This window comes from Nonomuraea sp. NPDC049684 (genome assembly GCF_044465345.1).
Classification (GTDB): Bacteria; Actinomycetota; Actinomycetes; order Streptosporangiales; family Streptosporangiaceae; genus Nonomuraea.
The window spans coordinates 321,903-344,818 of the sequence record NZ_JBITLO010000006.1 but is presented as its reverse complement, the minus strand read 5'-3'; the positions used below and the strand labels follow the sequence as shown (position 1 = coordinate 344,818).

The following is a 22,916-nucleotide window of genomic DNA, read 5'->3' as shown; positions in this document are numbered from 1 at the left end:
GGACCTCAGGCCCTGCCCGTCGCCTTGCGGATCACGTCACGGGCCCTGTCCATGATCGCGGCGGGCGGGCCCGCCAGCAGGTTCTTCGGCGCGGTCTCGACGCCGGCGTGCGGGTGCGTGGGCGCGAGCGCCTCGGCGGCCTTGACGCCGATCGCCATCGCGTGCAGCTCCTTCTCACCGGCGGCCTGCCTGAGCCTGGGGAACTCCTCGCGTTCCTCGGCCTCGGCGTGCTCGACGACGGCCTTGCGCAGCGTGGCCAGGTTGGCCGCGAACTGCGGGTCGTCGACGCCCGCCCGCTCCATCAGGGTGAGCATGTCCTTGGCCGCGTTCTCCTCGGCCAGTCGCTCGTCCACCAGGTCGTCGCCGTCGTCGACGTGGCGGCGCGCGTACGGGTGGACGATCTCCTCCTCTGCTGTCTCGTGGACGGCCAGCAGGCGCACCAGCCTCTGGAAAGCCGCTGCTTTGTCCTCGGGGGCAGCGTTCTCGACCTCCGTGAACTGGCTCTTGATCTGCTCGTGCTGGCGCACCAACAGGTCGACCACATCGTTGTCCGTCATGAGGGTGCGCCTACCCCGGGCCCGGACAAGCACACGCGCCCGGCTCAGCCGAAGGAGGGCGGCCGCTTCTCGCGCACCGCGCGCACGCCCTCGACCACGTCGGGGCCGGTGAAGCCGAGGAACTCCATCGCCAGCGAGGCGTCGAAGGACGGGCCGGCCAGGCGCAGCCAGTTGTTGAGCGAGTACTTGGTCAGCCGGATCGCCTCCTGGGAGCCCTGGGCGAGCCGGACCGCGATCTCCATCGCCTTGTCGTGCACCTGGTCGTCGTCGACGCACAGGCTGACCAGGCCCATGCGCTCGGCCTGCTCGCCGGTGACGGGCTCGCACAGCAGCAGGTGGTACTTGGCCTTGGCCATGCCGCACAGCAGCGGCCAGATGATCGCGGCGTGGTCGCCGGCGGCGACGCCAAGCCGGGTGTGGCCGTCGATGATGCGCGCGGTGCGGCCGGCCACCGAGACGTCGGCCAGCAGCGCCACCGCGAGCCCGGCGCCCACGGCCGGGCCCTGGACGGCCGAGACGATGGGCTTGGAGCAGTTGAGCACGTTGTAGACGATGTCGCGGGCCTCGGCGAACACGCGCATCCGGGTGGCGTGGTCGCGGGTCATCTCCTCGATCATCGACAGGTCGCCGCCGGCCGAGAACGCCGTGCCCTCGCCCCTGACCACGATCGCCCGGACGGAGTCGTCGCGGTCGGCCTCGCGCCAGATCTCGCTCAGCTCGCGGTGGCCGGTCATGTCGACGGCGTTGAGCCTGCCGGGCTCGCTGATCGTGACACGCAGCACGCCCTCGGCCGGGGTGTCGAGCTTGAGCTTGGTGAAGGTCACAGGTGCTCCCGCAGGCGGTCGGCGATGTACTGCCTGGCCTCGGCCGCCTGGTCGAACAGGCCGGGCAGGCCGAAGAAGCCGTGGATCGCGCCGTCGAACCTGCGCGCCTCCACCGGCACGCCGGCATCGGCCAGGCGGCGGGCGTAGTGTTCGCCCTCGTCCCTGAGCACGTCGCACTCGGCGGTCAGGACGGTGGCCGGCGGCAGGCCGGTCAGGTCGGCGATGCGCAGCGGGCTCAGCAGCGGGTCGGCGGGGTCGGCGCCGGACGCGTAACGCTCGGCGAACCAGGCCATCTCGGCGGCGTCGAGCCCGAAGCCCTTGGCGTAGGCGTGGTAGCTGGGGGTGTCCATGGCCGTGTCGAGCACCGGGTAGACCAGCGCCTGGTGGGCCAGCCGGATGCCGGACCCGGCGGCCCGCCAGGCGGCGACGGCGGCCAGGTTGCCGCCCGCGCTGTCGCCGACGACGGCCACGCTGCCGTTGCTCTGGTAGAAGGCGGGCCTGGCGAAGACGTCGCGCACGACGGTCCAGGCGTCGTCGGCGGCGGCCGGGAAGGGGTGTTCGGGGGCCAGCCGGTAGTCGGCCGAGACGACCACGGCGCCGGTGCGCAGGGCCAGGTCGCGGCCGAGCGCGTCGTTGCGCCTGACGCTGCCGAAGACCCAGCCGCCGCCGTGGAAGTAGACCACGACGGGCAGCAGGCCGTCGCCGGGGTCGGCGCGGTAGATGCGGATCGGCACGTCGCCGGCGAGCTCGTCGCGGACGAACGGGAGTTTGGTCAGCGGCCCCCGCTGGGCCGCGAAGCCGTCGTGCGCGCGCATCTCCTGGATCGTGGCCAGGTCGAGCGTGGCCAGGTCGGCGTTGAGGTCCGACGGGTAGAGGGCGACGTAGTCCCGCGCCTGGGGGTGCAGCGGCATGAGCGCAGCCTAGCGGGCCGCCTCGACGAACGCATCGAAGAGCCGATTGTCCCCGCCGCGTTCGGGATGCCACTGGACGCCGACGCAGAACCGGTGGCCCTGGAGCTCGACGCCCTCGACGATCTGGTCGTCGGCCCAGGCGACCGCGAGCAGGCCGCTGCCCAGGCGGCGCACGGACTGGTGGTGCGGCGCGACCGCCTCGACGTGGTCGCCGACGGCCTTGCCGAGCCTGCTCGACACGCTCACCTGGATGTCGTGCGCCGCGCCCGGCTCGCCGTGCCGCCCGTGGCCGAGCACCTCGGGCAGCCACGGGATCAGCGTGCCGCCCTGGGCGACGTTGAGGACGTGCAGGCCGCGGGCGATGGCCAGGATCGGCAGGCCGGCCCGGACGGCGGCCCTGGCCAGGGCCAGCTCGTACCGGTCGCGGTGGGCCTGCGGCTCGGGCGCGCGCTCGTCGTGCCCGCCGACGTAGGTGGCGGCGCCGAGGCCCGCGCCGCCGGCCAGCAGGACGCCGGACAGGCCGCCGACGTGGTCGCCGGCGACATGGGGGTCGAGCGGCGGCAGCAGCACCGGCGCGCCGCCGGCCCGCTCGACCGCCTTGGCGTAGGACGGCGGTGACAGCACGGCCTCGCGCACCCAGTCGCCCCAGCGGGCGGCCTCCAGGTAGGCGGTGATGCCGATGAGCGGTCGGGACATGCGGATCTCCAGGGGCGGGTCAGGGCAGGCGGGAGGCCGTCCCGGCGGTCAGCCGGGCCTCGCCGGGCCGGGGTGGAGGACCGCCATGGCGGGATGTTACGCCTGCGCCGTCCGGCGGGAAACAGCGGAAACCGAAAGACGAAAATCACTTTTATTCGTTTTCTCCGCCGGAAAAGCCCATATCGCAATTGGGGTGAATCGGTTGTGACGCATCAGAGGTGGTGTAAGACTCATTTCCGAGCGCGCCGGATGTGCCGGGGCACGCAGCGCGTTCACGACCCGGAGCCGTCAGGAGGTGGCCGACGCGGCCGGAATCGATTTTCCGGTCCAATGGGGTGGGGTTGAGTGCATGTCGTTGAATCCGCGACTGGTGAAGGAGAGCTTCTCACTCGTCGAGCCCGTGGCCGACAAGGCGACCGCGTACTTCTACGGGCGGCTGTTCGCCGCGAGCCCGCACCTGCGGGGGATGTTCCCGCCCGCGATGGACGTCCAGCGCGACCGGCTGTTCGGCGCGCTGACCCGGATCGTGTGGAGCCTGGACAGCCCGGACGGCCTGGCCGCCTACCTCGGCCAGCTCGGCAGGGACCATCGCAAGTACGGCGTGCTCGCCGAGCACTACACGGCCGTCGGCACCGCCCTGCTGGCCACGATCCGGCGCTTCGCCGCCGAGGTGTGGAACGACGAGATCGAGGCGGCGTGGGTGTCGGCGTACACGGCGGCGGCGAACCTGATGATCGAGTCGGCCGAGTCGCAGGCGGGCCTGTCGCCGGCCTGGTGGCCGGCCGAGGTGGTCGACCACGAGCTGCGCCGTCCCGACATCGCGGTGATCACGCTGCGGCCCGCGCAGCGGCTGCCGTACACGGCGGGCCAGTACGTCACCGTCCAGACCGCGCGCTGGCCGCGGGTGTGGCGCACGTTCTCCATCGCCAACGCGCCGCGCCCGGACGACACGGTCACGCTGCACGTGCGCTCGGTGCCGGGCGGCTGGGTGTCCACGGCGCTGACCAGGCACACCAGGATCGGCGACACGGTCATGCTCGGGCCGCCGATGGGCTCGATGACGCCGCGCGAGCACAGCGCCCGCGACCTGCTGTGCGTGGCCGGCGGCACCGGGCTGGCCCCGCTGAAGGCGATCGTCGAGCACGTCATCGCCTCGGGCCGCCGGCCGCGGATCCACCTGCTGCACGGCGTGCGCACCGCCGACGAGCTGTACGACCTGCCCGACCTGCTGGCGATGCAGGCGTCCTTCCCGTGGCTGCAGGTGCTGCCGGTGGTCTCCGGCGACCCGTCCTACGCCGGGATGCGCGGCCACCTGCCCGAGGTGACCGCGCGCTTCCACTCCTGGCGCGAGCACGACGTGTACGTCTGCGGCCCGGGCGGCATGGTGGACGCCACCGTGCGCCGCCTGCGGGACGACGGCGTGCCGCTGTCGCGCGTCCACCGCGACGTCGTCCCGGGCGAACGCTAGGACGCGCTCCCGGAAGGTACGGTCAGGAGGCCGCCGGGTCGCGGCGGAAGGCGGCGGCGGTCTCCTCGTCGGCCGGCCAGAACGTCTCGATGGCCAGCTCCGAGACGGTCACGTCCATCGGCGTGCCGAAGGTGGCGATGGTGGTGAACATGGACAGCACGCGGTCGCCGTCGGCGATGCGCAGCGGCAGCAGGATGTCCCCCGGTCCGGGCACGTGGGCCACGTTGAGGTTGACGCCGGGGTAGGTGTAGGCGGCCAGCTCGTCGTGCAGCTCGGCCAGGCGGCCGTCGGCCGACGCCTCGGCCTGCCTGCGGAGCTGGTGCAGCAGGTACGCGCGGACCTCGGCCAGGTTCAGCAGCCTGCCGCCCATCGCGTCGGGGTGCAGCGACAGCCGCATCACGTTGACCGGCTCGGCCAGCAGCTCGGCGGGCACGCCCGCCATGAACATGGCGGCCGCCGAGTTGGCCGCCACCAGGTTCCAGGCCGCGTCCACCACCAGCGCCGGGTACGGCTCGTGCCCGGCCAGGATCTTGTCCAGCGCCTGGCGCACGACGGCCATCTCCGGGGCGCGCACCTCGCGCTCGGGGAAGACCGGCGCGAACCCGGCGGCGACCAGCAGCCGGTTGCGGTGGCGCAGCGGCACGTCGAGCTCCTCGGCCAGCCGCATCACCATCTCGCGGCTGGGCCGGGCGCGGCCGGTCTCCAGGAAGCTGACGTGCCGGGAGGAGACGTCGGCCTCGATGGCCAGGTCGAGCTGGCTCACCCGGCGCCGCTGCCGCCACGAACGCAACAAATCAGCAAAAGTCTCTTCTTGTATCGCTAGTGCTCCCATGTCAGGAAATCTAGCGGTGAGAGGGAAGTATCACGATTACCTGCCGGGTAATGCCCTGACTGTCCCGGCCGTCCGCGGGCGGCCGGGCGGCCGGCGTGCGGCAAATCTCCCAGTCCTCGGCACCGCCGCCGCGCGCGTGGCACGATGGCGGCAAGCGAACATGGGAGCGATGCTATGAGTGACGCAGTCCTCGCGATCGGCACCCGCAAGGGCCTGTTCCTCGCCCGTTCGGCGGGCGGCGGCCCGTTCGAGATCGAGCCGATCCGGTTCTCCACGGTCGCGGTGCCCTCGGTGGCCATCGACACCCGGGGAGGCGCACCCCGGTTGCTGGCCGGCATCGAATACGGCCATTTCGGTCCGTCCGTCATGTACTCCGACGATCTCGGCGAATCGTGGGGCGAGGCGCCCCAGCCGCCCATCGCCTTCCCCGACAAGACCGACGCGACGCTGGCCCGGGTGTGGCAGCTCACGCCCTCGCCGTCGGAGCCGGGCGTGGTGTGGGCCGGCGTCGAGCCGGCCGCGCTGTTCCGCTCGGAGGACAACGGCGTCAGCTACCGGCTGGTCGAGGGCCTGTGGGACCATCCGCACCGGCCGCGATGGCAGCCGGGCGGCGGCGGGCTGTGCCTGCACACGATCGTGCCCCACCCCACCGACCCCGAGGTCATGGGCATCGCGATCTCCGCGGCCGGCTTCTACCGCACCCGCGACGGCGGCATGTCGTGGGAGGCCGCCAACCAGGGCATCCGGGCGCCGTTCCTGCCCGAGGGGCAGCAGTATCCCGAGTTCGGGCAGTGCGTGCACAAGGTCTGCCTCGACCCCGCCCGGCCCGACCGGCTCTACCTCCAGCACCACTTCGGCGTCTACCGCAGCGACGACTTCGGCGGGAGCTGGCACGACATCGGCTCCGCGCTGCCCTCCGACTTCGGCTTCCCCATCGTGGTCCACCCCACCCGCCCCGACACGATCTTCGTGCTGCCGCTGACGGCCGACGTCGACCGCACCCCGGTCGGCCACCGCTACCGGGTCTGCCGCAGCCAGGACGCCGGCGCCACCTGGCAGGAGCTCGGCGAGGGCCTGCCCGAGGGCCCCGTGCACGCCACCGTGCTGCGCGACGCGATGACCGCCTCCCCCGCCGGGCTGTTCTTCGGCACCCGCGACGGCGAGGTCTACTGCTCGCGCGACGACGGCGAGAGCTGGTCGCAGGTCGCCCGGCACCTGCCCGACGTGCTGAGCGTGCGCGCGGCGGTGCTCTGACCGATGGCCAGGTCATTCACCAAGCCCGTGACGATGGTCGTGTTCGTGCTGCCCAGCTCGCTGCGGCGGTGGGTGAGCGGGCGCACCGAGGTGAAGGTGTTCGCGGTCGGCGCCGACCGCGACTCCCCGCCCACGCTCGGCTCGGCGCTCGACATGCTGCGGCGCACCCATCCGCTGCTGGAGGAACGGCTGCGCGACGACTACGGCCGCATCCGCCGGCACATCAGCATGATCGTGTGCGGGGAGAACGCGCGCGGGCTCGGCGGCCTGGACTGCGCCCTGCCGCCGGGCGCCGAGGTCTACGTGCTGCCCGCGCTCGCCTGACGCCTCAGACCTTGCGCCAGCCCGGCACCCAGGCCCCGTCCTCGACGACATAGTCGCCGAACAGGGCGGGCGCCTCCTTGCGCATGAGCTCGCCGATGCGCTGGAACAGCAGGCGGATCTCCTCCTCCGCGCCGACGGCGGTGCGGGCCTCGATCGTGTGCCGCAGCGTGCGCACGTTGGCCGTCCAGACCAGGCCGGTGGCCAGGCCCTCGGGGGCGAAGCGGCGCATGAACGACGTGCGGTGCTTCTTCTCCGAGAACGGCACGCCCTCCTCGTCGAGGCCGAAGTGCCCGGCCATCCAGAGCTGGAACTGCTCCAGCTGCTCCAGCACGGCCGTGGCCCGCTTCATCAGCTCCGGGTCCTGCTGGGCCCACTCGGGGAACCAGAACGGCAGCTCGTCGAGCCGGACGAAGCGCAGCGACTCCTGGGAGATGGCCACGCCGGGCCGGTGGCGCACCAGCTCGTGCGTCAGGACGCGGCTGACGTTGTGCAGCACGAAGCTGAAGCTGACGTGTTCGAGGACCGAGCCGTGCGCGCTGGCCAGGATGTTGCGCAGGTAGTCGTCCTGGTTCTCCCTGATGCGCACCACGTTGGGGTTGAGGCCCGGCTCGAAGGAGCGGTAGCACAGGCGGCCGGCGAACTCGGCGAGGTTCTGGGCGTCGAGGTCGCCGCGGTCGAGCCGCTCCAGCCAGCTCTCGCCGCCGACCTCGCCCAGGTAACGGGCGAGCTCGTCGTAGTCAAGCTCAGGACGGGCGACGATGAAGACCTCGGGTTCGACACTGCGCATAAGGGAGCCCCCCGCTCGGGTTCTGTGGTTTGTGACGGGCTCAAGCAAACCAGCTCGCGGGGCTGCGCGCGACTCGGCGCCCGCCGTCCCCTCCGGAGGGCACGGCGGGCGCCGGGCCGACGCCCTTGCCAGGTCAGCAGCGGTGCGCGGGCCTGTCGCGGGTCACCAGGTCGGTGTCCCCGGCGGTCCCGTCCAGCCACAGGACGCGGCCCGCCGCGCCGGCGGCGAACAGCGCCTGCTCCCCGCGGTTGCAGGAGTAGCGCTCAAGGGCCCCGCCGGCGACCGGAACCTGGTAGATCTTCGTCAGGTTCGCGTTCTCCAGCGTGGTCCCGTCGGGCTGCACGCCGACGGTCACCCGCGACTCGCTCGCGTCGAGCCAGGTGGCGTACGGCGCCTGCGGCCCGTCCGGCACGACCGGCGTCCGGCCGGTGCCGTCCAGGGCGGCCCGCATGACGCCCATCCGGCCGTCGCGATCGGCGTCGTAGAGCCAGACGACGTGCCCGGCGGTCAGCGACGGATAGACCGACAGCGACGGGATCGCGCCGGCCGGCGGCACCTCGGGCACCACGACCTCCTTGCCGGTCGCCAGGTCGTGCACGACGGGCGTGCTGTGACCGCCGCCGGAGCCGAAGCTCACCCGCACGTAGACGAGCCGGCCGCCGGTGATCGAGGGCATGTACCCGGCCACGCCCTTGCCGTCGGTGAGGTTGACCGGGGCGGCGTTCCCGCGCTTGAGCCACAGCTCGACCTCGCCGGTCGCGGGGTCCTCGCCGGACCAGGCCACGGCGTCGCCCGAGACCGCGGCGGCGTAGACGTAGCCGGTGGTCTCGTGCAGGACGGTGGACGGCGCCGAGGCGTCGAGCGGCCGGGCGCGGACCTGGAAGCGGCCGGCTTCGGGGTCGAGGGCGACCCACACCGCGCGCCTGCCGTCGGTGGCGGGCGTCCAGTCCCAGCGGCCGTCGTCGGACACGGTGGTCGCGGGGCCGCCGCCGACGCGCCCGGTCCGGATGACGGTGGGGCCGTTCGCGTCGGGGGTGCTGTCGGTGACGGCGTACCGGTCACCGGCCAGGGCGGGCGGGTCGATGGCGTCGGTGAGGCCGTCCAGGACGACGCGGCTGTCGGTGCGGATCAGCCGCTCCCAGCCGGGCCTGATGCCGTGCCGCTCGAAGGCCAGCGCGATCGCCAGCCGGTCGCGCGCCGGCAGCCGGGCGGCGCGGGCGGCCGACTCGACGGCGCGGCGGCCATCGGCGAAGTCGTCGAGCGGGGTCATGTACTCGGTCAGCGCCTTGTAGACGATCTTGTCGAAGCCGGCGCCGAGCCGCTCCCTGACGTCCCACAGGGCGCCGGAGAAGATCGTGGAGTTGAGGTGCACGCCGCCGGCGTCGATCGCGGTGGTGACGCCGAGGTAGTCCTCGGCGGCGTCGCGGTCGTCGTCCAGGTCGCGGGTGGCGCACTGGGCGGGCGGCAGGCTCTTGCACAGGTCCTCGCCGAGCAGGCTGGCGTCGGGGTCGCTCATCGGGATGCCGAGCGCGCCGGTCTGGATGGCGTTGCCGAAGTAGTCGGCCAGGCCCTCGTTCATCGCGCCCGACTGGCCCTGGTAGACCAGGTCGGCGCTGTGGGTGATGACGCCGTGGGTCATCTCGTGGCCGACGACGTCGAGGCCGGCGGCGAAGGAGTGCAGGTCGGCGCCGCCGCCGCCGTAGACCATCTTGGTGCCGTCCCAGAAGGCGTTCTCGAACGGGCTGCCGTAGTAGGTGACATTGACGACCGAGTACATCGTGCCGCCCTTGCCGTCGAGCCCGTCGCGGCCGAGCCCCTTGTAGTACTCGTAGACCTTGCCGGCGCCCCAGTGGGCGTCCACGGCGCCGCTGCCGGTGTGCTCGGGGCCGAAGGCGGGCGTGGGCGACTTGGCGAGCTCGGTGCCCGCCGGCACGCCGGGTTCGAGGAACTGCTGCACGTCGGCGCCGGCGGCGTCGTAGCTGAGGATCTCGCCAGTGGCGCCGTTCCACATCGGGCGGGCGCGGTCGCGCAGCTCGTACGCGCCGTCGGCCCGCTGGTAGGCGTTGAGCGGGACGGTCCTGCCGTGCGCGGTCTGACCGCTGCCGGTCGCCGGGCCCTCCATGCGCAGCCGGTCCAGGGCGAACAGCGGCCGGCCGGAGTGGGCGTCCACGTAGGCGTCCAGCAGGACGGGCCGCTTCCTGGCCGCGTCGGCGCCGGTCAGGGTGACGTGCCAGGCCAGCACGCCCGTGCCGCGCGGCAGCACGACGAGCTCGCCGGGCGTGGCCTTGACCGTGGCGCGGACCTGGTCGTCCCGGACGAGCCGGGCGCGGGCCAGCCGGGCCGCCAGCGCGGGGGTGACCGTGGGCGTGGTGTTCACGTCGAGCTCGGTGAGGAAGCGGCCGCCGGCGCCGGTGACCTCGCGGTCCGCGCCGTCCTTGCGGAAGCGGACCAGGTACTGGGCGCCGAAGACGGGCAGGTTCCGGTACCGCTGGGCGAACCTGACGGTCTCGTCCTGGCCGTTCACGACCGTGCGCAGGGGCACCAGGTCGGCGGGGTCGAGGTGGTAGCGCGGGTCGGCCAGGTGGGCCTTGGCCGCGGCGACGGGGTCCGCCGCGGCGGCGGGCTCGGCCAGCCCGCTCACCTCGGCGGGGGCCCGGGTGCCGGCCCGGGACTCCACCTGCGGCTGCGGCGGGTCGTCGGCCGCCGCGACACCGGGGACGGCCAGCGCGAGTGACAGGGCTGCGGCCGTGAGGGCCAAGGGACGCCAGGACACGACACCTCCAGGTGTGGCGTAGGGGTTCTGGCGCCCACGATCATCACAGCAATATTGACAAACAGACAAATCACAATTTGATTACCGGAAATGCAAATTTCCGATTAGCGCATGAAATGTCGCGAATTAATGGCATTCCGTCACGGCCACAACGCGCACCGCCGCCACCGGCGGCGTGCGGCCCACCAGGCGGGGCCCCCTTTGAGTCGTCACCCGCGGCGGGCGGCCGTCAGAGGCGGTACACCCGGCGGGCGTTGCCCGAGCCGATCATGTGGGCGATCCTGGCCGCGTCGGCCGGGCTCCACTCCCCCGCCTCCAGCCGGGCCAGCAGGGCCGCGCCCAGCGCCTGCCGGTGGTACAGGGCGCCGAGGTAGCCGCTCTCGGCCACGCCGCGGCAACCGGAGCTGAACAGCTGCTTGTGGAACGGCGCCAGCTCCAGCAGCTCGTCCATGACGCGGGCCGAGGCGGCGGCGGTGTGCGGCAGGGCCGGGCCGACGTCGACGTAGACGTGCGGGTAGACGCCCGCCAGGTAGGCGGCGGTGCGGTGGTAGGGGTAGCAGTGGAGCAGGATGACCGGCACGCCGAGGGGCTGCAACGCGTCCATGAGGGCGCTCAGCCTGGCCGGGTCCGTACGGTGCAGGTCGGGGCCGCGCCCGCCGAACCCGGCCTGGAACTGCACCGGCAGCCCCCGCTCGCGGGCCACGTCGATCGCGCTCCACAGCAGGTGGCGCAGCAGCACCGGGTCGGTCAGCGGCCGTTTGGGGTCGGCCAGGCGGCGGTTGGCCCCGGCGATGACCGAGCCGGTGCTCGGCCTGGCCGGGTCGAAGTCGAGCCCGCAGCGGGCCGCGACGACCGTCTTGAGCCCGACCGCCCTGGCGGCCCTGGCCGACAGCTCGTCGGCCAGGCCGTCGAGGTAGTCGACGGCGAGCTGCGCCGACTCGGCGACGTCCTGCTCGATCTGCTCGATCCGGACGATCTCGTCGGCGGCGGCCCCGCCGTGGCGGCCCATCTCGGCCGCCGACAGCAGGTCGATGTCCTCGTCCCCGGTGTCCACCAGGAACGCCACCACCCCCGCCCCGGCCAGCAGGCGCCGGTTGACCTCTCCGGCGCCCAGCTCGGCCCGCCGGGCGAGGTAGACGGCCGGCGGCGCGTGCGGCTCCAGGCCGAGCAGCGGGGCGCACCAGCGGCGCAGGCTCAGGCCGAACGGCGAGTCGAAATGCGTGGTGCCGGGCGGGGCCGGGGCGCCGCCCGCGTTGATCAGCGGCTCGAACTGGGCCCGGGTCAGGTCGTCCCGGCGAACCCCGTGACAGTGGTGGTCGACGAGCGGGGCGAGCAGCGCGTCACGCACCGTGTCGGGCAGGGCTACGGGGAGCATGCGGAGACTCTAGGGGAGCCCCGCACGCCCCCGCGGACGTTTTGCCCTACGACAGGAACACCCTGCCCCTTCCCAGACGAACCGGCGCGGGTCAGCGCCGGGTGAGCCGCAGCACGTTCGCGATGATCTTCGCGCCCGCGCCGCCCTCCTGGGTGAGGATCGACTCGGGGTGGAACTGCACGGCGAAGCGCCGCCGCTCGACGTCCTCGATGGCCATGACGTTGCCGTCGGGCGTGAGCGCGGTCGGGGTGAAGCCGACCACGCCGGGCCGCTTGGCGTGCAGCGAGTGGTAGCGGGCCGCGGTGAACTCCTCGGGCAGCCCCTCCAGCAGCGCGCTGTCGCCGAGGCGGCTGACCTGGCCGCGCTTGCCGTGCTCGGGATAGTCGAGCAGCTCCAGCGAGCCGCCGGCGTGCTCGACCATGGCCTGCAGGCCCAGGCAGACGCCGAAGACGGGCAGGTCGCGGGCGTAGATCTCGTCGATGAGCGCCGCCATGCCGAAGTCGGACGGCCAGCCGGGGCCGGGCGAGAGCACGACCAGGTCGGGCGCGACGTCGTCGATGGTGTGGGCCGGGAAGCCGTGGCGCAGCGTCACCACGTCGGCCCCCTCCTGGCGGAAGTAGTCGGCCAGCGTGTTGACGAAGGAGTCCTCGTGATCGACCAGCAGCACCTTCATGCCGGCCCCCGGCTGCTCCCTGACCACGGCGGGCGGGACGACGTCGGGCTGGTTGACCGCGGCCAGGGCGCCGAGCAGGGCGCTGGCCTTGAGCTCGGTCTCGCGCTCCTCGGCCTCGGGGTCGGAGTCGAACAGCAGGGTCGCCCCGGCCCGGACGGTGGCCACGCCGTTCTTGATCTGGGCGGTGCGCAGGGTCAGGCCGGTGTTCATGGAGCCGTCGAAGCCGATGAAGCCGATGGCGCCGCCGTACCAGCGGCGGGTGGTGGCCTCGTGGTCCTCGATGAACTGCATGGCCCACGTCTTGGGGGCGCCGGTGACGGTGACGGCCCACATGTGGGTGAGGAAGGCGTCGAGGGCGTCGAACTCGGGACGCAGGCGGCCCTCGATGTGGTCGACGGTGTGGATCAGGCGCGAGTAGAGCTCTATCTGGCGGCGGCCGATGACCTTGACCGTGCCGGGGACGCAGATGCGCGACTTGTCGTTGCGGTCGACGTCGGTGCACATGGTCAGCTCCGACTCCTCCTTGACGCTGCTCAGGAGGGTGCGGATGGCCTCGGCGTCCTCGACCGGGTTGCTGCCGCGGGCGATGGTGCCGGAGATGGGGCAGGTCTCGACGCGGTCGCCGTTGACCCGGACGTACATCTCGGGCGAGGCGCCCACGAGGTGCTCGCCGTCGCCGAGGCTGATGATGAACTCGTACGGCGCCGGGTTGCTGTGGCGCAGGCTGCGGTAGAAGGCCGACGGGTCGGTGCAGACGGCGTGGAAGACCTGGCCGGGCACGACCTCGAACAGGTCGCCGCGCTTGAACCGCTCCTTGGCGGCGGCCACGACCTTGGCGTACTCGCCGCGCACGGGGTCCTTCGGCAGCTCGCCGGGGACGACCTGCGGGACGGAGGTGCCGGTGCGCTCCAGGCCGCGGGTGGTGGCGCCGTCGACGGTGAACTCGTAGCGGTACTCGACGCTGGTCTCGCGCTGGCGGTCGATGACGACGATCCGGTCGGGCAGGTGGAGCACCAGGTCGCGCTGGTCGTCGGGACGGGCCAGCTCCTGCCGGATGGGCTCGAACTGGAAGGCCAGGTCGTAGCCGAAGGAGCCGTAGAGGCCGAGGTGGGGGTCGTCGCCCGCGAAGGCGGCGATCACCTCGCGGATCGCGGTGAACACGGTGGGCCGGCGGCTGCGCATCTCCTCCGGCAGCAGGTCCTCCGACTCCGGGACGTGCACCTCGACGCGGTCGGGCGTCGGCTCGCTGACCGGCTTGCCCGCGGCGAGCAGGCAGGAGGCCACGGCGGGCAGCACGACCCTGCCGCGCTCGTTGAGCGCGGTCGCCGAGATGACCCGCCCCTTGGCGACCAGCTCCAGGCAGGGGTCGACGTAGCCGAAGGCCCATCGGCTGTAGCGGCCCGGGTAGTCCATGCCCGACGAGAAGGCGCCGCCGCGCCGCTCGCCGAGCGCGGTCACGATCTCTTCGAGCGCCTCTTCCGACACGTCGCGTGCCTCGCGCTCGACGCCGACGCCCCCGGCGGTGGTATATCCGCTGCTCTCCACTTGCTGCCCCTTACCACGTCACATCATGAGGCCCCGGGGGCGGACACGAGAAAGGCCGCCATCCGGGGCGGCCGTCCTTTGAGAGGAATGCGAAAACGCGCCGCCTAGGAGCGGCGCCACCACTGGATCTGAGGGCGATTTCGCATGCCCCCAGGTTAACCGGCGGACCAAGATCGCGCAACGCGACACCCGCTCCGGCAGTGACAAACGGCAAGGAAAGGATCTAGCCTCGACGTCCATGGAACGGCCCTGGGCGTGGCGTCCGGTGACGGTGACCGCGGTCCTGACCGCCGGCGTGGCCCTCGCACTGAGCCCCTGGTACGGCTACCACCGCGACGAGCTGTACTTCCGCGTCCTGGCCGGCCACCCGGCCTGGGGGTACGTCGATCAGCCCCCGCTGACGCCGATGCTGGCCAAGGCGGCGCTCGGCCTGTTCGGCGACACGGTGACGGCGCTGCGGGTGTTCCCCGCGCTGGCCGCCGCGGTCGTGGTCGTGCTGGTGGCGCTGGTGGCGCGGGAGCTGGGCGGCGACCGGCTCGCCCAGACGATGGCCGCCGTGGGCGCGGCGACCGGGGCGTACACGCTGATCGCGGCGCACACGCTGCTGACGGTCAGCTTCGACCTGCCGCTGTGGACGGCGGCGATCCTGTTCGCGCTGCGGGCGCTGCTGCGCGAGCAGCCGCGCTGGTGGCTCGCGGCGGGCGCGGTGATCGGGCTGGCCACCTACAACAAGCACCTCATCGCGCTGCTGGTGCTGGGCCTGGCGGCGGGCCTGCTGATCGCCGGGCCGCGCCGGGCGCTGGGCAGCCCGTGGTTGTGGGGCGGCGCGCTGGTGGCCGCCGTGCTGGCCGCGCCGAACCTGATCTACCAGGCCACGCACGGCTGGCCGCAGCTGTCGATGGCCGCCGCGCTCAGCGCGGACAAGGGCGCCGAGATGCGGGCGCTGTTCGTGCCGATGCAGCTCACGCTGTTCGGGCCGGTGGTCTCGGTGATCGCGGCGCTGGGGTTCGTCCGGCTGTGGCGCGAGCGGCGGGCGCGGGCGCTGGCGGTGGCCTATCCGGTGACGGCGGTGCTGACGCTGGTCAGCGGCGGGCGCTTCGACTACACCGCGGGGCTGATCGTGGCGCTGTTCGCGGCCGGGTGCGTGAGCGTGTCGCGGGCGCGGGCCGGGCGGGTGCGCGCGGCGTGGGCGTTCCTCGCGGTCAACGCGGCGGCCTGCGCGGTGCTCGCGCTGCCGCTCGTGCCGGTCGGCGCGCTGGCCGCCACACCGGTGCCGGCGATCAACGAGGTGGCCCGCGAGTCGGTCGGCTGGCCGCGCTTCGCCGCCGCCGTCGGCGGCGTGCTGCAGGGGCTGCCGCCGGACGAGCGGGCCCGCGCGGTGGTCGTGACGGGCAACTACGGCGAGTACGGCGCCCTCGACCGGGCGGGCCTGACCCGCGTGTACTCCGGCCACAACCAGCTCTGGGCGTACGGCCCGCCGCCGGACGACGCGACCGTGGCGATCCTGGTGAACATGGGCGGACGGGCCCGCGCGCTGTTCGGCTCCTGCGAGCAGAAGGCCCGCGTGGACAACGGCGTGGACGTCGGCAACGAGGAGCAGGGCCTGCCGGTGTGGCTGTGCCGGGATCCCGTGCGGCCGTGGTCCGCCACCTGGCCGATGTGGCGACATTTCAGCTGACCACATTACATTTCGGGATTTTTCGGAGCTTGTTAGGATCAGCGCCCTTGCTTTCCCGACAGGATCTCTTCACCCTTCTCGACAGAGGCGGAAAGATCACCTCTTCCTCACCGTCGTGAACGTCGTGAAGGAGAGCACGTGCGCAACACCCTCACCTGGCGTGCGATCCTGACCGGGATCGTCACCGCCGCCGCCCTGGCCGTCCCCCAGGCCCCGGCGCACGCGGCGCCCGAACCCGGCAAGATCTCCCGGACCGTCCAGGCCGAGCTGGACAAGGACGGCAAGGCCACCTTCTGGGTCCGGATGAAGGGCACCGCCGACCTCGGGGCCGCCCGCCGGGCCGCCACCAAGCGGGCCCGGACGCAGCTCGTCTACCAGGCCAAGACCGAGCGGGCCAGGACCTCGCAGGCCGGGCTGGTCAAGCTGCTGGACGCCCAGAAGGCCGACTACACCTCGTACTGGATCGTCGACGCCGTCCGGGTGACCGCGGACGCCAAGCTGGCCTCGGCGATCAGCGAGCTGCCCGAGGTGGACCGGATCGACCCGGTCACCGTCGTCGCGCTGCCCAAGCCCGTGACCGGCCGGGCCGAGCCCAGGGCCGGCGCGGTCGAGTGGAACGTCGACCGCGTCGGCGCGCCGCGGGTGTGGAGCGAGCTGGGCGACCGGGGCGAGGGCATCGTGGTCGCCTCGATCGACTCCGGCGTCCAGTACGACCACCCCGACCTGGCCGCGAGCTACCGGGGCAGGAACCCCGACGGCTCCTACACCCACGACTACAACTGGTTCGACCCGGCGCGCATCTGCCCGTCGGCGGCGCCGTGCGACAACAACGGCCACGGCACGCACGTCATGGGCACGATGGCGGGCGCGAACGGCATCGGCGTGGCGCCCGGCGTGCGCTGGATCGCCGCCAAGGGCTGCGAGGTCAACACCTGCACGGACGCCTCGCTGCTGGCCGCCGGCCAGTGGGTGCTGGCCCCGACCGACCTCAACGGCGGCAACCCGCGTCCCGACCTCGCGCCGGACATCGTCAACAACTCCTGGGGCGGCAACGGGTTCGACCCCTGGTACGTCGAGACCGTCCAGGCGTGGGTGGCCGCGGGCATCTTCCCCGCCTTCGCCAACGGCAACGAGGGCCCGGCCTGCCGCACCAGCGGCTCCCCCGGCCAGTACGCGATCAGCTACAGCGCCGGCGGCTTCGACGTCAACAACGTCCTGTACGGCAGGTCGAGCAAGGGCGAGGGCCAGGACGGCGAGATCAAGCCGAACATCGCGGCCCCCGCGGTGAACGTGCGCTCCTCGGTCCCGGACGACGACTACGACTCCTACACCGGCACCTCGATGGCCTCGCCGCACGTGGCCGCCACGGTGGCGCTGATCTGGTCGGCCGCGCCCCGGCTCCAGGGCGACGTGGCCGCGACCCGGCCGCTGCTGGACCGCACGGCGATCGACGTGGCCGACACGAGCTGCGGCGGCACCGCGGCCGACAACAACGTCTGGGGCGAGGGCCGCCTGGACGCCTACGCCGCCGTCCAGGCCGCGCCGGACGAAGGGCTGGGCGAGTTGCGCGGCACGGTCACGGCGGCGGGCGAGCCGGTGCCGGGCGTGACGGTCAAGGTGACCGGGCCGCTGGCGCGCGCGGTGGTCACCGGCCAGGACGGCACGTACACGATCCCGCGCCTGCTGCCCGGTGAGTACGCGCTGACGGCGGAGAAGTTCGGCTACGACCGCGGCAGCGCCACGGCCACGGTGACCGCCGAGCAGGTCACGACCGGCGACGTGGCGCTCACCCGGCAGCCGTCCGGCACGCTGTCGGGCACGGTCAGCACGGCCGGTGTGCCCGAGGCGGGCGCGACCGTGGCCGCCGGCGGCACGCCGGTGAGCGCGGTCACCGACGCCTCCGGCCGGTACACGATGACGCTGCCGCGCGGGACGTACCCGCTGACGGTCACCCCGGTCTCGCGCTGCTCCAGCGGCGCGAGCGCGCAGGTCGCCGTGGACGGGGACACCGTCAAGGACGTGGAGCTGCCGCTGCGCGGCGACGGCTTCGGCTACACCTGCCGGGCGGCGGCGCAGCCGTACGTCGCCGGGACCGAGAGGCTGGCGCTGACCGGCGACGACGAGGCCGTGCAGGTGACGCTGCCGTTCGCGGTCCCGTTCTACGGCACCGGGCAGTCGAAGGCGTGGATCAGCACGAACGGGTTCGTCACCTTCGCCGCCGACCGGGTCACCACGGGCAGCAACAGCCGCCTGCCGGGCACGGGCACGCCGAACAACGCGGTCTACCCGTACTGGGACGACCTGAAGGTGGACGCCGAGGCGGGCGTCTACACCGGCGTCGTGGGCACGGCCCCGCACCGCCAGTACGTCGTGGAGTGGCGCAACGTCACCTTCTACAGCGGGACCGGTGAGCGGGTGTCGTTCGCGGCGCTGCTGGGCGAGGACGGCTCGGTCTCCTTCCGGTACAAGGACGTCGAGAGCGAGCGCGACCAGGGCTCCAGCGCCACGGTCGGCATCGAGAACGCGGCCGGCACGGACGCGCTGCTGTACTCCTACGAGGAGGCCGCGCTGGCCACCGGCCGCGGCGTGACGTTCACCGCGAGCCGGCACGGCCTGGTGACCGGCGTGGTCACCGACGCCAACGACGGCGAGCCGCTGGCCGGGGCGTCGGTGAAGCTGGGCGACGCGGCCTCGTTCACGACCGGCGCGGACGGGTCGTTCTTCGGGCAGGTCCCGGCGGGCGACTATGACGTGGTGGTGGCCAAGGAGAACTACGGCACCTTCACCAAGCCGGTCACGGTCGCGCCCGGCACGCTGACCAGGATCGACACCGCCCTGGTCACCGGCCGGGTGAGCGCCTCGGCCGCCGAGCTGACCGCGGTCATGCCCGCCGGGGCGACCAGGACGCGCACGCTGGAGCTGACGAACCTGGGCTCCCCCACCGCCTACACGGTGACCAGTGACGCCGACTGGGCGTCGGTCACGCCGCAGGCGGGCGAGCTGGCCAGGGGCCAGAAGGCGACGCTGCGGGTGACGCTCTCCGGCGCCGGGGTGACGCCCGGCGGGATGCGCACCGGCAAGCTGGTCGTCAAGTCGGCCAGCGGGCGGCAGCCGGCCATCGAGATCAAGGTGACCGTGGTGGTGCCCAAGTTCCAGGTGGCCGTGGACGCCGGCGGGACGAAGGCGCTGACCGACGCCGACGGCGACGCCTGGACGCCCGACCGCCGCTGGGCCCAGGGCGGGTACGGCTACGTGGCGACCTCCTCCAAGACGGCGAGCACGTCCAGGACCATCGCGGGCACCGCCGACCAGGCGCTGTTCCGGACGGCCAGGGAGGGCATGCTGGAGTACCGGTTCGACGGCGTGCCCGCCGGGACGTACACGGTGGAGCTGGACTTCGCCGAGGTGAAGAGCACGCAGATGGGCAAGCGGGTCTTCGACGTGCTCGTCGAGGGCCAGCTCGCGATCCCGGCGCTGGACCTGGCGCTGGAGGCGGGCACGTACACGGCGGTGGCCAGGCAGTACACGGTGAAGGTGACCGACGGTCAGCTCAACGTGCGCTTCGCCGCCCGGCAGGGGGCCACGCTGGTCAACGGCGTGCGCGTCTCCGAGCGCCCGGACAAGGCGCTGCCCTGACCGTCCGGGGTCCCGCCGTTCCTGGTACGGCGGGACCCCGGGCCGCCGGCCGGATCAGCGGCCAGGGTCAGCGGCCAGGGTCAGCGGCCGGGATCGGCGGCGGGCCGGGGCCGGGGTCAGGGGCCGGCGGTGGGCAGCGGGGCGAGGTCGGGGCGCTTGGGCGCGACGCCGTCGCCCGAGGAGCGCCGGTTGATGCGCCTGCCGATCCACGGGCCGAGGTAGGTCCTGGCCCAGCGCAGGTCCTCGCGGCGGGCGGCCGTCCAGACCGGCGGCCGCCTGGCCGGGTAGGCCTCCCGCCAGTCCTCCGCCACCGGCACGCCGAGCACCTCGGCGGCCCGCAGCGCCACCCGGCGGTGGCCGTCGGGGCTGAGGTGCAGGCGGTCGGCGTTCCAGGCGCGCGGGTCGCGCAGGACCGGCATCGGCCACAGGTCCACCAGCAGCGCGTCGTAGCGGCGGGCGATGTCGTGGATGTGCAGGTTGTAGACCTCGATCTTGGAGTGGGCCAGCCGCATCACCGGCACGTGCCGCAGGTCGAAGCCGGTGAACATGAGCACCCGGCTGCCCGCCTCGGTGAGCGTCCTGACGCCCTCCTCCAGCCGCCTGGCCACGGACGCCGGTCCGCTGCCCGGCCGCAGGATGTCGTTGCCCCCGGCGCACAGCGAGACCAGGTCGGCGCCGAGCTCGACCGCCTTCGGCACCTGCTCCGACACGATCTGGTCGATCAGCCGGCCGCGCACGGCGAGGTTGGCGTACCGCAGTGCGGGCTCCCCGGCCCGGCGGCGGTCGGCCTCGATGTGCTCGGCCAGCCGGTCGGCCCAGCCGCGGAACCCGTGGTCGGCCGGGTCCTCAAGTCCTTCGGTGAAACTGTCCCCTAGGGCGACATACGAAGTGATTCGTCCCATGACCGGATAGTTTGCCAAGGACCTTTGTCCTTACGCGACCGTAACCCCCGGCTACCACCCGTCGCGCCCTATCTGTTACTGGTTAGGACATGAGACGCGTGCGGCTCCGGCGGGACATCCCGGTCCCGATGCCCGACGGTGTGACGCTGCTGGCCGACCATTACGCCCCGGGGCACGGGCGGCCGGGCCCGGCGGTGCTGATCCGTTCGCCGTACGGCCGGCGCGGCCTGTTCGGCTGGATGTACGGCCGCGGCTTCGCCAGGAACGGCTTCCACGTGCTGATCCAGAGCTGCCGGGGCGGCTTCGGCTCCGGCGGCAGCCTCGACCCGCTCGGCGACGAGCACGACGACGGCCTGGCCACCATCGCCTGGCTGCGCGAACAGCCCTGGTACGGCGGCTCGTTCGCCATGTTCGGCCCCTCCTACCTCGGCTACGCCCAGTGGGCCGTCGCCGCCGAGGCCGGGCCCGAGCTCAAGGCCATGGCCACGCAGATCACCGCCTCCCAGTTCAGGGACGCCGCCTACGTGGGCGGCGCGTTCGCGCTGGAGTCGACGCTGAGCTGGACCACGCTGACCGACACCATGACGCGCCGCTTCGTCGGCGGGGCCGCGATGCTGACCGCCCCCAGGCTGACCCGCCGGGCCGTGCTGTCGGGGCGGCCGGTGGCCGAGCTGGACCTGGCCTCGGCGGGCCGGCCGCTGCGGTTCTTCCGCGACCTGCTGGCCCACCACGCCGACCCGGCCGTGCCGTACTGGCACAAGCGCGACTTCTCCCTCAAGGTCGGCGAGGTGGAGGCGGCGGTCACCATGCTCGGCGGCTGGTACGACGTGTTCCTGCCCTGGCAGCTCAAGGACTACGCGGCGCTGCGGGCGGCCGGGCGGCGGCCGTACCTGACGATCGGGCCCTGGTACCACGTCGACTCCCGGCACGGGCGGCCCTCGAAGGCCGAGGCGCTGGCCTGGTTCCGCGCCCACCTCATGGACGACCCGTCCGGCCTGCGGGCGGACCCCGTGCGGCTGTACGTCACCGGGGCCGGGGAGTGGCGCGACTACCCCGACTGGCCGGTGCCGGGCATGCGGGAGCAGCGCTGGCACCTGCGGCCGGGCGGCGGGCTGGACCCGCGCGAGCCGGAGGAGGCCGGGTCCGACCGGTTCCGCTACCACCCCGCCCATCCGACGCCGGCGATCGGCGGTCCCGTGCTGCTGGCCGACTCCAGGCCGCGCGACCAGCGGCGCCTGGAGGCCCGCCGCGACGTGCTGGTCTACAGCTCGGCGGCGCTGGAGGCGGACGTGGAGATGATCGGCCCGGTGCACGCCGACGTCCACGTCCGATCCAGCACGCCGCACGTGGACGTCGTGGTCCGGGTCTGCGACGTGCACCCCGACGGGCGCTCGCTCAACCTGTGCGAGGGGGTGCGCCGGCTGACCGCCGTCGAGGGGAACGGCGACGGCGTGCGCCGCGTCCGGGTGGAGTTGTGGCCGATCGGCCACCGGTTCCGGCGCGGCCACCGGATCCGGGTGCACGTGGCGGCCGGCGCGTACCCGACGATCGCCCGCAACCCGGGCACCGGCGAGCCGGTGGGCGCGCCCGGCGGCCCGATGGTGCCCGCCGACGTCGAGGTGTTCCACTCCCCCGCCCGCCCCTCGGCCGTGGTGCTGCCGCTGTGCGCGCCGCGCGGCTGATGTCGCTGGTCCTGCTGTTGCAGGCCAGGGGCGGGATGACGGCGGCCGAGCTGGCCAGGGAGCTGGAGGTCTCCGAGCGCACGGTGCACCGCGACGTGCTGGCGCTGTCGGAGGCGGGCGTGCCGGTCTACGCCGACCGCGGGCGCGGCGGCGGCTACCGGCTGCTGGACGGCTACCGCACCCGGCTGACCGGGCTGGACCGGGCCGAGGCCGAGGCGCTGTTCCTGTCGGGGGTGCCCGCGGCGCTGCGCGAGATGGGGTTGCAGGAGGTGGCCGCGACGGCCCGGCTCAAGGCCGCCGCGGCGCTGTCCCCCTCGCTGCGCGACGCCCCCGCCACGGCCGCGCAGCGTTTCCACCTGGACGCGCCCGGCTGGTACGCCGCCGACACGCCGCCGCCCCCGGCGCTGGCCCCGCTGGCCAGGGCCGTGTGGAACGACCTGCCGGTCACGGTGGTCTACAAGGAGCGCACGCGGGAGCTGGAGCCGTACGGGCTGGTGCTGAAGGCGGGCGCCTGGTACCTGGTGGCCCGCCTCGGCGAGCGGTTCCTGATCTTCCGGGTGGACCGCATGGGGGACGTCCGCGCCCGCGAGCCGCGTTTCGAACGGGACGCGGACTTCGACCTGGCCGCCTTCTGGGCCGGGCAGGCGGCCGAGTTCAGCCGCTCCCTGCTCAGGGACGTGATCACGTTGCGGCTGACCCCGGCCGGCCGGCGCATGCTGCGCTATGTCGCCGACCCGGCCGCCCTGGACGACGCCCTGGCCTCGCTCCAGCCGGACGGGACCGTCCACCTGGCCGTGGAGTCGGTGCGGGTGGCCTTCACCCAGGTGCTGCGGTTCGGCCCGGAGGCCGAGGTGCTGGCGCCGGAGGAGCTGCGCGCCCAGGTCGCCGACGCCGCCGCCCGCATGGCCGAGCTCTACCGGCGCTGAGGACGCCCGCGTGACCGGGCTCCACCGGCGCTGAGGACGCCCGCGTGACGGGGCTCCACCTGCGTCGAGAACT

Annotated in this window: 17 protein-coding genes; 7 read left to right on the top strand and 10 right to left on the bottom strand. The window is 73.4% G+C overall.

Annotation, left to right across the window (positions count from 1 at the left end):
- Nucleotides 1-5: 5 nt before the first annotated feature.
- The 4 genes from ACIBST_RS21955 to ACIBST_RS21940 are packed head-to-tail and all read right to left on the bottom strand — an operon-like array spanning nt 6 to nt 2,988.
- A complete protein-coding gene (locus ACIBST_RS21955) occupies nt 6-557 on the bottom strand; it encodes a hemerythrin domain-containing protein (RefSeq protein WP_397174036.1) in 552 nt (183 codons plus the stop codon).
- A gap of 44 nt (nt 558-601) precedes the next feature.
- A complete protein-coding gene (locus ACIBST_RS21950; RefSeq protein WP_397174034.1) occupies nt 602-1,381 on the bottom strand; it encodes an enoyl-CoA hydratase/isomerase family protein in 780 nt (259 codons plus the stop codon).
- A complete protein-coding gene (locus ACIBST_RS21945) occupies nt 1,378-2,292 on the bottom strand; it encodes an alpha/beta hydrolase (RefSeq protein WP_397174032.1) in 915 nt (304 codons plus the stop codon). Before ACIBST_RS21945 ends, ACIBST_RS21950 begins: the two co-directional genes overlap by 4 nt.
- Before the next feature lie 9 nt (nt 2,293-2,301).
- Nucleotides 2,302-2,988 (bottom strand): gamma-glutamyl-gamma-aminobutyrate hydrolase family protein, encoded by a 687-nt coding sequence (locus tag ACIBST_RS21940; protein ID WP_397174030.1) that lies wholly within the window; start codon nt 2,986-2,988, stop codon nt 2,302-2,304.
- 349 nt (nt 2,989-3,337) lie between these two features.
- Between ACIBST_RS21940 and ACIBST_RS21935 the strand changes: the two genes are divergently transcribed.
- Nucleotides 3,338-4,456 (top strand): globin domain-containing protein, encoded by a 1,119-nt coding sequence (locus ACIBST_RS21935; protein ID WP_397174028.1) that lies wholly within the window; start codon nt 3,338-3,340, stop codon nt 4,454-4,456.
- Between the two features lie 22 nt (nt 4,457-4,478).
- On the opposite strand, the gene ACIBST_RS21930 is transcribed toward ACIBST_RS21935, so the two are convergent.
- The gene (locus ACIBST_RS21930) at nt 4,479-5,249 is read right to left on the bottom strand and encodes a helix-turn-helix transcriptional regulator (protein ID WP_358009331.1); all 771 of its coding nucleotides are present in this window, start codon (nt 5,247-5,249) and stop codon (nt 4,479-4,481) included.
- A gap of 213 nt (nt 5,250-5,462) precedes the next feature.
- On the opposite strand from ACIBST_RS21930, the gene ACIBST_RS21925 reads away from it, so the two are divergent.
- Nucleotides 5,463-6,542 (top strand): WD40/YVTN/BNR-like repeat-containing protein, encoded by a 1,080-nt coding sequence (locus tag ACIBST_RS21925; RefSeq protein ID WP_397174026.1) that lies wholly within the window; start codon nt 5,463-5,465, stop codon nt 6,540-6,542.
- 3 nt (nt 6,543-6,545) lie between these two features.
- Nucleotides 6,546-6,866 (top strand): hypothetical protein, encoded by a 321-nt coding sequence (locus ACIBST_RS21920; protein ID WP_352330107.1) that lies wholly within the window; start codon nt 6,546-6,548, stop codon nt 6,864-6,866.
- A gap of 4 nt (nt 6,867-6,870) precedes the next feature.
- Here the strand turns inward: ACIBST_RS21920 and thyX are convergent, their stop codons facing one another.
- The 4 genes from thyX to ACIBST_RS21900 form a co-directional block, all read right to left on the bottom strand.
- A complete protein-coding gene (gene thyX, locus ACIBST_RS21915) occupies nt 6,871-7,653 on the bottom strand; it encodes an FAD-dependent thymidylate synthase (protein WP_352350875.1) in 783 nt (260 codons plus the stop codon).
- 133 nt (nt 7,654-7,786) lie between these two features.
- Nucleotides 7,787-10,426 carry a M4 family metallopeptidase gene (locus ACIBST_RS21910; protein WP_397174024.1) on the bottom strand — a complete coding sequence of 880 codons (2,640 nt, stop codon included), beginning with the start codon at nt 10,424-10,426 and terminating at the stop codon, nt 7,787-7,789.
- A 229-nt stretch (nt 10,427-10,655) separates the two neighbouring features.
- Complete coding sequence (locus tag ACIBST_RS21905) at nt 10,656-11,801, bottom strand: amidohydrolase family protein (RefSeq protein WP_397174022.1); 1,146 nt, start codon at nt 11,799-11,801, stop codon at nt 10,656-10,658.
- A 91-nt stretch (nt 11,802-11,892) separates the two neighbouring features.
- Nucleotides 11,893-14,019, bottom strand: a complete 2,127-nt coding sequence (locus tag ACIBST_RS21900) for an anthranilate synthase component I (RefSeq protein ID WP_397174020.1) — start codon at nt 14,017-14,019, stop codon at nt 11,893-11,895.
- A 238-nt stretch (nt 14,020-14,257) separates the two neighbouring features.
- Between ACIBST_RS21900 and ACIBST_RS21895 the strand changes: the two genes are divergently transcribed.
- Nucleotides 14,258-15,697, top strand: coding sequence for a glycosyltransferase family 39 protein (locus tag ACIBST_RS21895; RefSeq protein ID WP_397174018.1), 1,440 nt, complete (start codon nt 14,258-14,260; stop codon nt 15,695-15,697).
- A gap of 138 nt (nt 15,698-15,835) precedes the next feature.
- On the top strand, nt 15,836-19,333 hold the full coding sequence (locus ACIBST_RS21890) for a S8 family serine peptidase (RefSeq protein ID WP_397174016.1): 3,498 nt from the start codon (nt 15,836-15,838) through the stop codon (nt 19,331-19,333).
- Nucleotides 19,334-19,449: 116 nt separating this feature from the next.
- On the opposite strand, the gene ACIBST_RS21885 is transcribed toward ACIBST_RS21890, so the two are convergent.
- Nucleotides 19,450-20,235: an SGNH/GDSL hydrolase family protein gene (locus ACIBST_RS21885; RefSeq protein WP_397174015.1), complete on the bottom strand. Its 786-nt coding sequence runs from the start codon at nt 20,233-20,235 to the stop codon at nt 19,450-19,452.
- Between the two features lie 89 nt (nt 20,236-20,324).
- Here ACIBST_RS21885 and ACIBST_RS21880 point away from each other — a divergent pair, with 89 nt between their 5' ends.
- Nucleotides 20,325-21,917: a CocE/NonD family hydrolase gene (locus ACIBST_RS21880; RefSeq protein WP_397174013.1), complete on the top strand. Its 1,593-nt coding sequence runs from the start codon at nt 20,325-20,327 to the stop codon at nt 21,915-21,917.
- Entirely contained in the window at nt 21,899-22,843 is a 945-nt protein-coding gene (locus ACIBST_RS21875) for a helix-turn-helix transcriptional regulator (RefSeq protein WP_397174011.1), read from the top strand. Before ACIBST_RS21880 ends, ACIBST_RS21875 begins: the two co-directional genes overlap by 19 nt.
- Nucleotides 22,844-22,916: the final 73 nt, after the last annotated feature.